At 61.4% G+C, this 13,193-nt stretch carries 15 protein-coding genes and 1 pseudogene; 10 read left to right on the forward strand and 6 right to left on the reverse strand.

The genetic code is table 11. The features are described 5' to 3' along the window. Window positions 1-203 precede the first annotated feature (203 nt). Both HU767_RS22520 and def read left to right on the forward strand, forming a co-directional pair. Entirely contained in the window at window positions 204-1,154 is a 951-nt protein-coding gene (locus HU767_RS22520; protein WP_053119137.1) for a YihY/virulence factor BrkB family protein, read from the forward strand. Continuing rightward, window positions 1,151-1,690: a peptide deformylase gene (gene def / locus HU767_RS22525; protein WP_186730494.1), complete on the forward strand. Its 540-nt coding sequence runs from the start codon at window positions 1,151-1,153 to the stop codon at window positions 1,688-1,690. Before HU767_RS22520 ends, def begins: the two co-directional genes overlap by 4 nt. 124 nt (window positions 1,691-1,814) lie before the next feature. On the opposite strand, the gene HU767_RS22530 is transcribed toward def, so the two are convergent. The 3 genes from HU767_RS22530 to HU767_RS22540 form a co-directional block, all read right to left on the reverse strand. Beyond that, entirely contained in the window at window positions 1,815-2,237 is a 423-nt protein-coding gene (locus tag HU767_RS22530; protein WP_186730495.1) for a GNAT family N-acetyltransferase, read from the reverse strand. 290 nt (window positions 2,238-2,527) lie between these two features. Continuing rightward, window positions 2,528-3,082: a hypothetical protein gene (locus HU767_RS22535; RefSeq protein WP_186730496.1), complete on the reverse strand. Its 555-nt coding sequence runs from the start codon at window positions 3,080-3,082 to the stop codon at window positions 2,528-2,530. 162 nt (window positions 3,083-3,244) lie between these two features. Next, window positions 3,245-4,276 carry a LacI family DNA-binding transcriptional regulator gene (locus tag HU767_RS22540; RefSeq protein WP_186730497.1) on the reverse strand — a complete coding sequence of 344 codons (1,032 nt, stop codon included), beginning with the start codon at window positions 4,274-4,276 and terminating at the stop codon, window positions 3,245-3,247. Between the two features lie 216 nt (window positions 4,277-4,492). Between HU767_RS22540 and HU767_RS22545 the strand changes: the two genes are divergently transcribed. Together HU767_RS22545 and HU767_RS22550 are read left to right on the forward strand one after the other, a co-directional pair. Continuing rightward, complete coding sequence (locus HU767_RS22545; protein ID WP_186613539.1) at window positions 4,493-5,026, forward strand: gluconokinase; 534 nt, start codon at window positions 4,493-4,495, stop codon at window positions 5,024-5,026. 92 nt (window positions 5,027-5,118) lie between these two features. Beyond that, window positions 5,119-6,471: a GntP family permease gene (locus tag HU767_RS22550; protein ID WP_053182604.1), complete on the forward strand. Its 1,353-nt coding sequence runs from the start codon at window positions 5,119-5,121 to the stop codon at window positions 6,469-6,471. Between the two features lie 119 nt (window positions 6,472-6,590). Here HU767_RS22550 and alaC read toward each other — a convergent pair whose 3' ends face one another. Continuing rightward, complete coding sequence (gene alaC, locus HU767_RS22555) at window positions 6,591-7,808, reverse strand: alanine transaminase (RefSeq protein WP_186730498.1); 1,218 nt, start codon at window positions 7,806-7,808, stop codon at window positions 6,591-6,593. A gap of 208 nt (window positions 7,809-8,016) precedes the next feature. Between alaC and HU767_RS22560 the strand changes: the two genes are divergently transcribed. Both HU767_RS22560 and HU767_RS22565 read left to right on the forward strand, forming a co-directional pair. Further along, window positions 8,017-8,679 carry a LysE family translocator gene (locus HU767_RS22560; protein ID WP_186709184.1) on the forward strand — a complete coding sequence of 221 codons (663 nt, stop codon included), beginning with the start codon at window positions 8,017-8,019 and terminating at the stop codon, window positions 8,677-8,679. Window positions 8,680-8,758: 79 nt separating this feature from the next. Beyond that, window positions 8,759-9,247, forward strand: coding sequence for a GyrI-like domain-containing protein (locus HU767_RS22565; RefSeq protein ID WP_186730499.1), 489 nt, complete (start codon window positions 8,759-8,761; stop codon window positions 9,245-9,247). Window positions 9,248-9,258: 11 nt separating this feature from the next. Here the strand turns inward: HU767_RS22565 and HU767_RS22570 are convergent, their stop codons facing one another. Both HU767_RS22570 and HU767_RS22575 read right to left on the reverse strand, forming a co-directional pair. After that, window positions 9,259-9,864: a pyridoxamine 5'-phosphate oxidase family protein gene (locus HU767_RS22570; protein WP_186730500.1), complete on the reverse strand. Its 606-nt coding sequence runs from the start codon at window positions 9,862-9,864 to the stop codon at window positions 9,259-9,261. Between the two features lie 34 nt (window positions 9,865-9,898). Further along, the gene (locus HU767_RS22575; protein WP_186709182.1) at window positions 9,899-10,384 is read right to left on the reverse strand and encodes a GNAT family N-acetyltransferase; all 486 of its coding nucleotides are present in this window, start codon (window positions 10,382-10,384) and stop codon (window positions 9,899-9,901) included. 142 nt (window positions 10,385-10,526) lie between these two features. On the opposite strand from HU767_RS22575, the gene HU767_RS22580 reads away from it, so the two are divergent. The 4 genes and pseudogenes from HU767_RS22580 (at window position 10,527) to HU767_RS22595 (ending at window position 12,806) form a co-directional block, all read left to right on the forward strand. Continuing rightward, the gene (locus HU767_RS22580; RefSeq protein ID WP_186709181.1) at window positions 10,527-10,961 is read left to right on the forward strand and encodes an SgcJ/EcaC family oxidoreductase; all 435 of its coding nucleotides are present in this window, start codon (window positions 10,527-10,529) and stop codon (window positions 10,959-10,961) included. A gap of 67 nt (window positions 10,962-11,028) precedes the next feature. Then, the gene (locus HU767_RS22585) at window positions 11,029-11,373 is read left to right on the forward strand and encodes a YciI family protein (RefSeq protein WP_186709173.1); all 345 of its coding nucleotides are present in this window, start codon (window positions 11,029-11,031) and stop codon (window positions 11,371-11,373) included. Between the two features lie 60 nt (window positions 11,374-11,433). Beyond that, window positions 11,434-11,571, forward strand: a pseudogene (locus tag HU767_RS22590) (polyketide cyclase); the annotation flags it as partial. Beyond that, entirely contained in the window at window positions 11,571-12,806 is a 1,236-nt protein-coding gene (locus tag HU767_RS22595; RefSeq protein ID WP_186709171.1) for an RNA polymerase sigma factor, read from the forward strand. The pseudogene HU767_RS22590 and the gene HU767_RS22595, both read left to right, overlap by 1 nt. Window positions 12,807-13,193 lie beyond the last annotated feature (387 nt).

Raw genomic sequence — 13,193 nt, forward strand, 5'->3', positions numbered from 1 at the left:
GTGGGGCATTCTCGGTGGTTGCCGGGTAAACATAAAGCCCCGCCTGTACGAACGATGAAACTTGGCTTGGCAATCATCGGTCAACTCAGCGTCGGGCCTGAAAAGACGAAATTGATCCAGCGTCGCCAAACAGGCTACTTTGTCGAGGCAACGCCCCTGAGTCGCCAAGCGACCACCCCTTTTTGCGGCGAAAGGAGACGCACATGATGTTCCCGGCCTTGAAAGGCTTACCCTTGCATCGTGTGATGATGCGCACCGTGACCGAATTTCTCGACGACGAGATGTCGACCTACGCCTCGGCTTTGGCCTACCAAATGCTGTTTTCGCTGTTCCCGTTCATTCTCTTTCTGATCGCATTGATCGGCTTCCTGCACCTGCCGGACTTCTTCTCCTGGCTGCGCCTGCAATCGGAACTGGTGCTGCCGCCCCAGGCCCTGGAGCAGGTCAACCCGGTGATCGACCAGCTCCAGCAATCCAAGGGCGGCTTGTTGTCGGTGGGTATCGTCATTGCTTTGTGGACCGCTTCGGCGGGCGTGCGGTTGATGATGAGCGCGATGAACGCCGCCTACGACGTGGTCGAGGGCCGTCCGGCCTGGAAGCGCTTTCCGCTGTCGATCTTCTACACGGTCGGCATCGCCGGCATGCTCCTGGCCGCCGCGGCGCTGATGGTGCTCGGGCCGCAGGTGATGGGCTGGATTGCGGCCCAGGTCGGCCTGGAGGAGTTCATCGTCACGCTCTGGACGATTGTGCGCTGGCCGGTGATCGTGTTCTTGCTGATGGTCGCCGTGGCGCTGATCTATTACGTGATGCCCGACGTCAAGCAGGAGTTTCGCTTCATCACCCCAGGGTCGGTGCTGGCGGTGGTGGTGTGGATCATCGCCTCCCTGGGCTTCGCGTTTTACGTCAAGACCTTTGCCAACTACAACGCCATGTATGGCAGCATCGGCGCGATCATCGTGTTGTTGCTGTATTTCTATATTTCTGCGGCGGTGCTGCTGCTCGGTGCGGAGATGAATGCGGTGATCGAGCACATGTCCGCCGAGGGCAAGAATCCAGGTGAAAAGAACCCGGGCGAGCATGAAAAGCAGCACGTGTCCGGCCTGGGGCGCGACCATTCCATCCCTCACACCCACCCTGACGAAGCCCGACCATGATCCGTGAAATCCTGAAAATGGGCGACGAACGCCTGCTGCGCATCGCCCCACCGGTGCCCGCCGACCTGCTCGACAGCCCTGAGTTGTGGCAATTGATCGACGACATGTTCCAGACCATGGAAAGCGTCGGCGGCGTCGGTCTGGCGGCGCCGCAGATCGGCGTCGACTTGCAACTGGTGATCTTCGGCTTCGAACACAGCGAGCGTTACCCCGACGCCGAGGCGGTGCCCCAGACGATTCTGATCAACCCATTGATCACTCCGTTGGGCCCGCAGATGGAAGAGGGTTTTGAGGGTTGCCTGTCGGTACCGGGCCTGCGCGGTGCGGTGGATCGCTACCAGGACATCCGCTACGAAGGCTTCGACCCCAAGGGCGAGCCGATCGTGCGCTACGCGTCGGGCTTCCATGCGCGGGTGGTACAGCATGAATGCGATCACCTGATCGGGCGCTTGTACCCGTCGCGCATTACGGATTTCAGCAAGTTCGGCTTTACCGAGGTGATGTTTCCGGACCTGGATCCCATGGCCGACGACTAATAACCCGCCCCCGAACCCTGTGGGAGCGGGCTTGCTCGCGAAGCGGTAGGTCAGCTTGCATTGATGTTGAATGTGCCGCCGTCTTCGCGGGCAAGCCCGCTCCCACATTGATCTGTATTGCACTTCAGGACTGTGTATTTAGCTTTAACCCCATCGCAATCATCGGCTTGCTGCGCGCATACCGGCTCAGGCGCTCGGCCATGGCATAGGGCAGTTCAGGATCGAAGCTGAAACCACGTCGCTCATAAAAACCACGCAAGTCCGGGTGACAGAACAGCCACACCGGCTCATCCACGTCTGTCACTGCCTCGGCGATCAACCGCGCGCCAATGCCCTGTACGCGGTACGTCGGGGCGACGAACAATCCGGTCAACCAATGCCCGCCCGACACGGGCCGCAGGCACAGGGCGGCGACAATCTCATCGCGCCTTGCCACCCACAATTGTGCGTCACGCACCGCTTTCATCGAAGATTGGTGGGCGCGGTAAAACTTGTTCATCAGTGGCCACAGCGGCTCGTCGAGTTGCGTGTAATGGATTTCGGACATGGCAGGGTCGTGGCGCAGAAGGGGGAGGTGATTATAAAAGAACGCGGGTGCGGCGATAGGTGTATACCTGACTGCACATCCCGTATGAGTGGAGTACGTATCATGGCCAAAGGCATGGATTCAAAAAAAGCGGCAAAGAAAAAACCGGCGAAGAGTGCTGATGAAAAGCGTGCCGACAAGAAGGCCAAGAAGGTGAATCTGTTCGGTCATTGAGCCGCTATCGTCCGGGTTGGCCTCCGTTTGAGCTGGGGCGGTCGCCCCAGCTCAACCCCTTCGTTATGTGTCGAAGCTCAAAGCGAGGCGAGAAACATGTCCGTGGCCGAGGCCTTGTCGCCCGTGCGGCTTTCCTCGGCCTTTTCCACTTGCGCCATCGCCGATTTGTCCTGCATGCGCTGGGCAATCTCCTGACTGACGGCCATCTGCTTCTCGGGCGGCATCGCCTCCAACTCTTCCTGGGTAATGCCCATCTCTTCAAGGATGCTGTCGCGCAGGCGCTCTTCGGGCGTCTTGCTCATGTAGTCCTTGAATTCTGCCGTCGCGGAGCCACCAAGCGTCGTGGTTTCCTCGGACGCTGACGAAGCAACAGTCTGCAAGTGCACGCGGGTCTTGGCGAATGCCTCGTCCACCTTGTCGCCGATGGCGGTGGCGGCGCTGACCTGCTGCGTGGCTTGTTGGGTGAAGGCGTCCTGGACTTGGGCACTGCCCTGGCTGGCCTGGGCCTGGACGTTATCGCGCAACGCCTGCAATACGGCGCTTTGCAGGCCGCTGGCGGCTTCGGCGGTGGGATCCTCGCCCGGGCGCTTGAGCGGCAAGACCATCGCTTGCTGTTTTGCACTGACCAACATGATGAACACCTTGTAGGTAATGGCTGAGCGAGGGGCAGGAGCAATTCCCATGCCGTTGCCGCGAGAACCTTATGCCAAGGGCTTTTAGACGGGCGTGCTGCGAGCGGGGCGGCCAATTCTTGCCGTTCGTCGGCAGGGATCGACCGCCTCGTGCCGGGTCGCTCAGGTGCTTTCGCGTACCTTGAGCTCAAAGCCCATGTCCACCACCGGTTGGGCGATGCGGTTGCCGGCCATCAGCGTCAGCATCTGTTCGGCGGCGCGACGGCCGATGGCTTCCCGTGGGGTGCTGATACTGCTCAGGCGCGGCACCATGTGGGCCGAGGCGGGCAGGTCGTTGAAGCCCAAGACCGAGACCTGCTCGGGGATCTTGATGCCGCAGCGCAGGGCCTCGAACAAGGCGCCGTGGGCCAGGTCGTCGTTGCCGAAGAAAATCGCATCGACGTCCGGGTGGCTGTCGAGCAATTGCAGGAACAATTCACCACCCAGGCCCACCGAGGAGGGGCGCGGGGTCAGCAGTTCCAGGTCCGGGTCATACAAGCCGGCCTTCTGCAGGGCGCGACGAAAGCCTTCGCCGCGCAGCAGGGTGCGTTGGTCCAGCTGCGCGCCGATGTAGGCCAGGCGCTTGCGTCCTTTGGAAATCAAGTGCTCGGCTGCCGTTTCGCCCGCCTTGAGCTGGGAAAAACCAACGCAGTTGAGCCCGGCGCCGGGGTCCAGTTCCATCATGTACACGCAGGGAATGTTGCTGGCCTCGATCATCCGCCGGGCACTTTCGGTGCGATCGAAACCGGTCAGCAGCAAACCCCGTGGCTGATAGGCCATGTAGTTGCGCAACAGGTCTTCTTCCTCGTCCCGGGAATAGTGATAGTTGCCGATCACCACTTCGAAACCCTTGGGCCGCAGGACCCGATGGATGGCTTCCAAGGTGTCGATGAACAACAGGTTGGACAACGACGGCACCAACACCACCACCGAATGACTCTGGGCCGAAGCCAGGGCACGGGCGGCGGGATTGACGACGTAGTTGAGCTCCACGGCGGCCTGGCGGACTTTTTCCACCAGTTCCGAGGCAACGGTGCTGACGCCGCGCAGGGCACGGGAGGCGGTGATGGGGCTGACACCGGCCAGGCGTGCGACTTCGTTGAGCGTGGGGCGACCGGTGGTGCGAGTATTCTTATCGTTTTTAGGGGCGGTCATCAGGGCGGCTTGCCAAACAAAAATCAAGGCACTAAGGTAGCGCTGTCTCGACGCCGCTGCAAATGCGTGAACGGGGGTTGCCTGATCTCCCGTCCGCTCGCGTCGTGAACGAACATGCTGCAACCACAAAAATGACAAGAAGGCGTCGGCAACTTCTGCTTTTGCTGCGGTGTCATAACTGGCAAAGGTAGCGCTGTCTGCGCGCTGAGGTGTTACATGAACAATCCCATCACCGCCCTGGTCATCATGGGCGTTGCCGGTTGCGGCAAGACATGCGTCAGCCAGGCCCTGTGCCAATTGAGCGGCGCCACCGCCATCGAAGGCGACACCTTCCACCCCGCGGCCAACATCCAGAAGATGAGCGCCGGTATTCCCCTGAACGACGACGACCGTGCCGGCTGGCTCGACAGCCTGTGCGATGAGTTGCGCCGTGTCGACGCCACGGGCGAGCGCCCGGTGCTGACCTGCTCGGCCCTCAAGCACAGTTATCGCGAACGTCTGCGCAGTGCCTTGCCCGGCCTGGGCTTCGTATTCCTTGAATTGACCCCCGAAGTGGCCGCCGATCGCGTTTCCCACCGTCCCGGTCATTTCATGCCGTCGACTCTGATCGACAGCCAGTTTGCCACCCTTGAATCCCCTGTCGGCGAGCCCCTGACCCTGGCTCTGGACGCGTCCAGCCACAGCATCGACGAACTGGCGCGCCAGGCTTACGTCTGGTGGTTGGCCCACGGTTTGAAGCTTGCCGGCTGAGTTTCAAAAAATTTGCGTCAGAAAGATAGCGCTGTCCCGACGGCTTATAAATAACTGCTTCAATAACAACAACAAATCAGGAGACACCTCCCATGTTCGGCATGTCCCACGAGACGTTCCTACTGCTTGATGCAGTGGTCACGGTGATCGGACTCATCGTCCTCATCACCAAGTTCAAATTCCACCCGTTCATTGCACTGACCATCGCCGCCGCGTTCCTCGGCCTGACGTCGGGCATGCCGACCGGCACCATCATCAAGGCGTTCCAGGACGGCTTCGGTGGCGTGCTCGGCTTTGTCGGCATCATCCTGGCGCTGGGTACGATGCTCGGCAAGATGATGGCCGAGTCGGGCGGGGCCGATCAGATTGCCCAGACCTTGATCCGTGCCTTCGGCAAGGACAAGGTGCAGTGGGCGATGATGTTCGCCGCGTTCCTGGTGGGCATCCCGCTGTTCTTCGAGATCGGCTTCGTGTTGCTGATCCCGCTGGTGTTCATCGTGGCGCGCCGCACCGGCGTGTCGATCATCAAGATCGGTATCCCGTTGCTGGCCGGCCTTTCCGCAGTCCACGGCCTGGTGCCACCGCACCCGGGTCCGCTGCTGGCGATCGGCATCTTTGGCGCAGACATCGGCAAGACCATTCTCTATGGCCTGATCGTCGCACTGCCGACCGCCATCATTGCCGGCCCGATCTTCGGTACGTTCATCGCCAAGCACATCCCCGGCCATCCGAACCAGGAATTGGTGGATCAGCTGGCCCGCGAGACGAACGCCGCCGAGCTGCCAAGCTTCAGCATCACCCTGATCACCGTACTGTCGCCGGTGTTCCTGATGTTGCTCAAGACCTTTGCTGACGTAGCGCTGCCGGACGGCAACCTCTTCCGCGTCTGGATGGACATGATCGGCCACCCGATCTCGGCCTTGCTGCTGGCGTTGCTGCTGTCGCTGTACACCTTCGGCTACAAGCAGGGCATCGGCTCCAGCCAGATGCTCAAATGGCTGGACGCAAGCCTGGCCCCGACTGCCGCGATCATCCTGATCATCGGTGCCGGTGGCGGCTTCAAGCAGATGCTGGTGACCAGCGGCGTCGGCGATGTGATCGGCCACATGGCGGTCAGTGCGCAGATTTCGCCGATCCTGTTGGCGTGGCTGGTGGCGGCGGTGATTCGTATTGCGACCGGTTCGGCCACTGTGGCGACCATTACGGGGGCCGGGATCGTGGTGCCGGTGGTGGGAATGATGCCGGGCGTGAACCGTGAGCTGCTGGTGCTGGCGACCGGTGCCGGTTCGTTGATCCTGTCCCACGTGAACGACGCAGGTTTCTGGCTGGTCAAGCAGTACTTCAACATGACCGTGGCCGAAACCTTCAAGACCTGGACCGCGATGGAAACCATCCTGTCCGTGGTGGGGCTGATCTTTATCCTGCTGTTGTCGCTGGTGATCTAACAGGCGCTGCGGCTCAAACTGTGGGAGCGGGCTTGCTCGCGAAGGCGTTGTCTCAGTCGAGTAGATGATGACTGACACACCGCCTTCGCGAGCAAGCCCGCTCCCACATTAATTTTGTGTCAGGCCTCAGGTTTCTTGGTCAGCCCATCCGCCCGAAACATCCCACGGATCCCCCGCACAGCCTGGCGAATCCGGTCCTGGTTCTCGATCAGCGCAAAGCGCACATGATCATCTCCATATTCCCCGAACCCCACCCCCGGCGAGACGCAGACCTTGGCTTCGGCCAACAGCTTCTTGGCAAATTCCAGCGAGCCCAGGTGCGCATAGGCATCGGGAATCTTCGCCCAGACGTACATCGAAGCCTTGGGGTTTTCCACCATCCAGCCCAGCTCATGCAGGCCCTTGACCAGCACATTGCGGCGTTGGCGGTACTGTTCGGCGATGTCGCGTACGCATTGCTGGTCGCCTTCGAGAGCGGCGATGGCGGCCACTTGCAGCGGGGTGAAGGTGCCGTAGTCGTGGTAGCTCTTGATCCGCGCCAGGGCGCTGACCAGTTCCGGGTTGCCGACCATGAAGCCGATGCGCCAGCCGGCCATGTTGTAGCTCTTGGACAGAGTGAAGAACTCCACCGCGATGTCTTTGGCGCCAGGCACCTGCATGATCGACGGGGCTTTCCAGCCGTCATAGACGATGTCGGCGTAGGCCAGGTCGTGGATCACCAGCACGTCGTACTGCTTGGCGAGGGCGATGACCCGTTCGAAGAAGTCCAGCTCCACGCATTGGGCGGTGGGGTTGGAGGGGAAGCCCAGGATCATCATCTTCGGCTTGGGAATCGAGCCGCGAATGGCCCGCTCCAGTTCGTCGAAGAAATCCACCCCTGGCACCAGCGGCACCGAACGCACCTGGGCGCCGGCGATCACCGCGCCGTAGATGTGGATCGGATAGCTGGGGTTGGGCACCAGCACCGTGTCGCCCTGGTCCAGGGTAGCCAGCATCAGGTGTGCCAGGCCTTCCTTGGACCCGATGGTGACGATGGCTTCGCTTTCCGGGTCGATGTCCACTTCATAGCGGTCCTTGTACCAGCGCGAAATGGCGCGGCGCAGGCGTGGGATGCCTTTGGACGTGGAGTAGCCGTGGGTGTCTTCACGCTGGGCGACGGTGACCAGTTTCTCCACGATGTGCGGGGGCGTGGCGCCGTCGGGGTTACCCATGCTCAAGTCGATGATGTCTTCGCCGCGCCGACGCGCAGCCATCTTCAGCTCGGCAGTGATATTGAATACGTACGGGGGGAGTCGATCGATGCGCGCAAAGCGGCGCGGCGAACCTTGTTCGGCCATTGTTGCCTCGAGATACGTGAGCGCCCGGAACCGTCCGAGCGACGTTGGCCACTGCGGTGGCCTGCGGCGCAAGATAATCGGGCGGATGTCGGATTGTCCAGTAGCCGCGTCGAACTATTTTCGACGACACTGTCGCCCAGGCTGCGGCGCTATCGATGGTCGCCGCGACATGTTTAACCTGTCTCTCCCAATCCTGATGGAATGAATGATGGAATTTTCCAGCGGCTTCCTGCTGAGCCTTTCCCTGTGCCTGGACATTGGCGTGGCCAATATCGCGATGATCACCCTGGCGATGCAGCGTGGCTATTTCCAGGGTTTCGCCTTGGGCCTGGGCACTTGCGTGGGCGACCTGGTCTACGCCGTCCTGGCCCTGGCCGGCATGACCGTGCTGCTGCAATACGAAACGGTGCGCTGGGTGCTGTGGCTCGGTGGTTCGGTGCTGTTGCTGTATTTCGCGGCGAAGATGATCCATTCGGCGATCTATCACAGCACCGTACTGGCCGAGGCGGGCGAGGTGCAGGGCAACTCTTCGCGCCAGGAGTTTTTTCGCGGGATTTTCCTGGCCATGTCATCGCCCAGTGCCATCCTCTGGTTCGCGGCGGTGGGCGGCACGCTGATTGCTCGTTCGGGCGGCGGAACCTTGCTCAGCTCGGCGCTGTTCCTCAGCGGTTTTCTCTGTGCCGGGCTGCTGTGGTGCGCGGCCTTGTGCCTGGCCGCGACCCAGGGCGGCAAACTGTTGGGGGATAAACTGTTGCGCTATTCCTATTGGGCATCCGCCGCGATCTTCTGCTATTTCGCAGTATATGTGATCGTTTCTGGCTACAACGAGTTTGTAGGAAAAACCGGCACCGGCACTGTGCCTGGCTTCTGACAAGCGAAACGGTCCTGCCAATCACGGTTTGGCTTCTATACTGCCAAACCCGACTTCACGTTTGCTGGAGTGTTGCCGCATGGAAAAGCACAAACGCGATTGCACAACCGAACCACGCTTTGAGCAGGGACGTTTTCAGCTGATCGCCGGCTTTGGTGCCCGGTTTACCGAGGACACCGCCCAAGACATCCCTTTGCTCTGGGAAAAGTTCCTGCCCTGGCTCGGCAAAGTGCCAGGGCAGAAAGATGAAGTGACCTACGGCGTGTGTTGCAACCCGGACGGGAAGGGTGGGTTCGAATACATTGCCGGCGTGGAGATCAGTCGGCTCGACGATCTGCCGGAGCAATACCGTTGGATCGAAATCCAGCCAGGGCATTACGCGGTCTTCGAACACAAGGGGCCGTTGAAACAGCTGCCGGACACGTTCCAATACATCTGGAATGAGTGGTTGCCGCATTCCGGCCACGAAGCGGCCGAGCTGCCGGAGTTCGAGCGCTACAGCGAGGATTTCAACCCCAGGACCGGCCAAGGCACCCTGGAGATCTGGATCCCGCTCAAGCCGAGCTGATCGTCGCGGCTTCAGTACAAACTGGCCTGCACCCGCGCAGGCGCTTCACGGTCGTAAGTCTCGGCATCGAACTGCCCATCATTCAAACGCTTGTGGATCGCCCCGGCGCTGGGCAGGGCTGAGCGCTCGAGATGGCGGGCCGGGTTCCACAGATCTGAACGCACGATGGCTTTGGCACAATGGAAAAACGTTGCTTCGACCGTCACCAGCAGCACGGTGCGAGCCGGCTTGCCGTTGACCGCAAAGCGTTCCAGCAGTGCCGGTTCGGCGCTGATCCGGGCGGTGCCGTTGACCCGCAAGGTCTCGCCAATGCCTGGAATGAGGAACAGCAGCGATACCCGTGGATCGTGCAAAACGTTGCGCAGCGTGTCGATGCGGTTGTTGCCGGGACGATCCGGCAGGGCCAGGGTCCGCTCGTCGAGGATCTGCACAAAACCTGGCACGTCGCCCCGGGGCGAGCTATCGAGGCCGTCGGGGCCTGCGGAACCGATGACCACCAGCGGCGAGGCCCGGACCATCGCCTGATAATCCTCGTTCAAAAACGGGATCTGTTTACGCACTGCCCGTTCGTGAGGCAAGCCATACAGGGCTTCCAACTGTTCAATCGACGTCACCATCATCCATTCATCCTGAGTCTATGGGCCAAGGTCTTCAAAACATCAACCCCATCCGCCGCTCATAACCGATGCGGCCCTTGTAGGCTTCGCCACTGTCGACCCAGCCCATCCGGGTGTACAGGCCGATGGCCGAGTCGTTGTCGGCGTCCACCGAGAGCTCCAACCCGCGGATCTCCGGCCAGGCGGCGCGCGCCACGGCGGGCAGCGCCTGCAGGCAGGCCTTGCCATAACCTTGGCCCTGGGCCCGGTGGTCGACTTGCAGGGCATGCAGGGTGGCGCTGTGTTCGTTGGCCCAGGCGGGCAGTACCGGTGGGCGCTTGAGCAGCAGGAAGGCCACCGGCACCTCCTGCGCCAATAGCGCAAAGCCTTTGACCCCGGGGCCGGGTTTGGACAGCAGCGTATGCAGGGCGCCGTGGATATCGCCGGCGAACTTGATCTGTCCGGGGTGGATTTCGATGGCGGTGACCTGTTCGCGTTGACGCGGGGTCAGGTCTTCGTAGGGGACGAGCTGAACGGTCACAAAAACATCCATTGTTTGCCGGCTAAATGAGACGTGGATTCTAGCGAATTTTTTTCTTTGGATTATTTTTGTTGGATTGTCGATTCGCTGTTTCTCCAAACGACCAAGGGTGTCTTCAACAAAAAAACTGCGGAGAATCACCATGAATACCCAAACCACTGAAACCCAGATCCAGGCCCTGATCGACACCTATCGCCAGGCCGTGATGACCAAGGACGTTGAAAAGGTCATGGCGCTCTATGACGAGGACATTGTCTCGTTCGATGCCATCCAGGCCTTGCAGTTCAAGGGCAAGGCCGCTTACCGGGCCCATTGGCAAGCCTGCATGGAAATGTGCCCCGGCCCGCACAAGTTCGACTTTCATCAGGTCAAGATTACCCCGGCCGATAACATCGCCTTCGCCCACTGGCTCGCCTATTGCGGCGGCACCAACGAAAAGGGTGAGGAGCAAGCCTGCTGGATGCGCGTGACGGCCTGCTATCAGCGTGTTGCCGGACAATGGCGGATCGTCCATGAACATTGGTCCGCCCCGTTCGACCCGATGGCCGGGACGGCGCTGTTCGACCTGCAACCCTGATCGTCGGTTTTTTTGCCGAGGGTCATTCTGCCGTCCATAGTTGATCAGTCCGATCACGGAGCCTTCCATGAAGTACCTATGCCTGGTGTATAGCAACGAACACACGCTGCACAATTCGCCCGACAGCCCGGAGGACGCCGAGTGCATGGCCTATGCCGAGTCGATCCAGGGCAGCGGGCGCATGGTGGCCGCCGAGGCCCTGGAGTCGGTACAGACCGCCACGACGGTGCGCATGCGCGGCGGCAAGCTGTCGATCACCGACGGCCCGTTCGCCGAAACCAAGGAGCAACTGGCGGGCTTCTATTTGATCGACGCCAAGGACCTCAACGAAGCCATCCAGGTCGCCGGCAATATTCCGGCGGCCCGGGTCGGCTGCGTCGAAGTACGACCGGTACGCCAACTGAACCCCTGAACAACAAGCACAAACAGGATTTCATTCATGAACCACACAACGGCCTCTCATGCGTTATCCCAAACCCGTTACACCGCCCGTGCGCTGCACTGGAGCGAGGAGGATCGCCAGGCGCACGAAGCCATGGGCTTCCATGAAGGGCGGGGCGAGAGCCTGGACCGGCTTGAAGCGCTGGTTACCCGAGGCATGCCCGACTGATGTCGGCCGAAACGGTCAAGGCGCGGGTCGAGCAGGTTTATCGGCAAGACTCGCGACGGATCCTGGCGACGCTGATTCGCCTGCTGGGGGACTTCGACCTGGCGGAAGAGGCCTTGCACGAGGCCTTTTTCATTGCGGTCGAGCGCTGGCAGCGCGACGGCGTGCCGGACAATCCACGGGCCTGGCTGGTGTCTGCCGGGCGTTTCAAGGCCATCGACAGTTTGCGCCGACGGGCGCGTTTCGCCGCGTCCCAACCGATGTTGATCGCCCAACTCGAGGAACTGGAACAGGGCCAGTGGAGTGACGAAGACGTGGAAGACGATCGCCTGCGGCTGATTTTTACCTGCTGCCACCCAGCCCTGGCGGCGGATGCCCAGGTGCCCCTGACGCTGCGGGAAGTCTGCGACCTGACCACCGAGCAGATCGCCCGGGCATTCCTCGCCGCCCCGGCGGCCATTGCCCAGCGCATCGTGCGGGCCAAGGCGAAAATCCGCGATGCCAGGATCCCCTACCAGGTGCCGTCCCGGGCGGAGCTGCCGGAGCGTCTGGACAGCGTGCTGCGGGTGATCTACCTGGTGTTCAACGAAGGGTACTCGGCGTCGATGGGCGCCGAGCTGACCCGCGAAGACCTGACGCGCGAAGCCATCCGCCTCGGGCGTCTGCTGATGGAGTTGCTGCCCGAGGCCGAGGTCATGGGGCTGCTGGCGTTGATGCTGCTGCACGAATCCCGGCGACCGGCGCGAACGTCGTCGACCGGTGAGCTGGTCCTGCTGGATGAACAGTCCCGATCCTTGTGGGATGCCGAGCTGATCGCCGAGGGCTGCGCGTTGGTGGAAGCCGCGCTGAAAACCCGGCGGTTCGGGCCGTACTGCTTGCAAGCGGCGATAGCGGCGGTGCATGCCGAAGCGCCGACGGCCGAGGAGACCGATTGGCCGCAGATCGTCGGGCTCTATGATGTGCTGCTGCGGGCCGTGCCGTCGCCGGTGATCGAACTCAACCGAGCCGCCGCCCTGGCCAAGCGCGACGGGCCCCAGGAAGGGCTGCGCCTGGTTGACGGAATACTCGCCAGGGGCGATTTGACGGACTATCACCTGGCCCATTCGGCACGGGCGGAGTTCTGTCGGCAGTTAGGGCAGGTGGAGGAGGCGCGGGCCGCCTACCGACGTGCGCTTGAACTGACGCAGCAACTGCCGGAACGGCGGTTCATTGAAGCCAGGCTCGCCGGGTTGCAGTGATGAACCACAAGAACAACGAAATTCCTGTGGGAGCGGGCTTGCTCGCGAAAACGTCGGCGCAGTCAAGACAGTTGTTGATTGACCCACCGTCTTCGCGAGCAAGCCCGCTCCCACAAGGGAAGTGATGACTGATCGCACATCTTCGAAACACCGGAAACCACTGTGGGAGCGGGCTTGCTCGCGATAGCGGTGGATCAGCCAACATTGATGTTGACTGACATACCCTCATCGCGAGCAGGCTCGCTCCCACAAGGGAATTGATGGCTGATCCAGCATTTTCGAAACGCCGGAAACCGCTGTGGGAGCGGGCTTGCTCGCGAAAACGTCGGCGCAGTCAAGACAGTTGTTGATTGACCCACCGTCTTCGCGAGCAAGCCCGCTCCCACA

It is taken from the genome of Pseudomonas sp. SWRI179, from assembly GCF_014268705.1.
GTDB lineage: Bacteria > Pseudomonadota > Gammaproteobacteria > Pseudomonadales > Pseudomonadaceae > Aquipseudomonas > Aquipseudomonas zanjanensis.

Excerpts from the sequence above, each read along its gene's own strand:
- HU767_RS22535 (WP_186730496.1), bottom strand. The coding sequence starts at position 3,082 with ATGTTGGTCAGTGCAAAACAGCAAGCGATGGTCTTGCCGCTCAAGCGC.
- HU767_RS22540 (WP_186730497.1), bottom strand. The coding sequence starts at position 4,276 with ATGACCGCCCCTAAAAACGATAAGAATACTCGCACCACCGGTCGCCCC.
- HU767_RS22580 (WP_186709181.1), top strand. The coding sequence starts at position 10,527 with ATGAATACCCAAACCACTGAAACCCAGATCCAGGCCCTGATCGACACC.
- HU767_RS22595 (WP_186709171.1), top strand. The coding sequence starts at position 11,571 with ATGTCGGCCGAAACGGTCAAGGCGCGGGTCGAGCAGGTTTATCGGCAA.
- def (WP_186730494.1), top strand. The coding sequence starts at position 1,151 with ATGATCCGTGAAATCCTGAAAATGGGCGACGAACGCCTGCTGCGCATC.
- HU767_RS22550 (WP_053182604.1), top strand. The coding sequence starts at position 5,119 with ATGTTCGGCATGTCCCACGAGACGTTCCTACTGCTTGATGCAGTGGTC.
- HU767_RS22545 (WP_186613539.1), top strand. The coding sequence starts at position 4,493 with ATGAACAATCCCATCACCGCCCTGGTCATCATGGGCGTTGCCGGTTGC.
- HU767_RS22520 (WP_053119137.1), top strand. The coding sequence starts at position 204 with ATGATGTTCCCGGCCTTGAAAGGCTTACCCTTGCATCGTGTGATGATG.
- HU767_RS22560 (WP_186709184.1), top strand. The coding sequence starts at position 8,017 with ATGGAATTTTCCAGCGGCTTCCTGCTGAGCCTTTCCCTGTGCCTGGAC.
- HU767_RS22530 (WP_186730495.1), bottom strand. The coding sequence starts at position 2,237 with ATGTCCGAAATCCATTACACGCAACTCGACGAGCCGCTGTGGCCACTG.
- HU767_RS22585 (WP_186709173.1), top strand. The coding sequence starts at position 11,029 with ATGAAGTACCTATGCCTGGTGTATAGCAACGAACACACGCTGCACAAT.
- HU767_RS22565 (WP_186730499.1), top strand. The coding sequence starts at position 8,759 with ATGGAAAAGCACAAACGCGATTGCACAACCGAACCACGCTTTGAGCAG.
- alaC (WP_186730498.1), bottom strand. The coding sequence starts at position 7,808 with ATGGCCGAACAAGGTTCGCCGCGCCGCTTTGCGCGCATCGATCGACTC.
- HU767_RS22570 (WP_186730500.1), bottom strand. The coding sequence starts at position 9,864 with ATGGTGACGTCGATTGAACAGTTGGAAGCCCTGTATGGCTTGCCTCAC.